1 protein-coding gene is annotated in these 459 nt (G+C 43.8%); it reads left to right on the top strand.

What is annotated here, in order from left to right:
• The coding region (locus AB4482_RS22815; protein WP_372181790.1) for a DUF1611 domain-containing protein at positions 1–459 on the top strand (459 nt) is incomplete at both ends.

Below are 459 nucleotides of genomic sequence, written 5' to 3'. Positions count from 1 at the left end.
ATTCCTAACCGATGATCCTCTATTTTTAGAAGCCAGCTTAAAGAATAACGTTCGAATATTCGATACTCGCAAACCCAAAAATAAAGGCGAACTGAAAACGTTTAGCGGGAAAATACACAACGTTAAATGCCCGAGAATTGCTGTAATGGGGACGGATTGCGCGCTAGGAAAACGAACAACAGCAACAATATTGGCGAATGAACTGACTAAAAAAGGCCTTAACGTCGTTCTGATTGCCACTGGTCAAACAGGCATTATGCAGGGCGCACAATACTGCGTTGCACTCGATGCTGTTCCTTCACAATTTTGTGCCGGTGAGTTGGAATCTGTCATTGTACAGGCCTATGAAAAAGAAAATCCGGATCTGATTATTATTGAAGGGCAAGGAGCCTTGAGTCACCCTGCGTTTTCAACCAGCGCTTTTATCTTACGTGGCAGTTGTCCAACGGGTGTGATACT

Source organism: Vibrio sp. 10N.222.55.C7 (assembly GCF_041473335.1).
GTDB lineage: Bacteria > Pseudomonadota > Gammaproteobacteria > Enterobacterales > Vibrionaceae > Vibrio > Vibrio crassostreae_C.
Note: the sequence above shows the minus strand (reverse complement) of the source record. Positions and strands in the feature narration are given on the sequence as shown.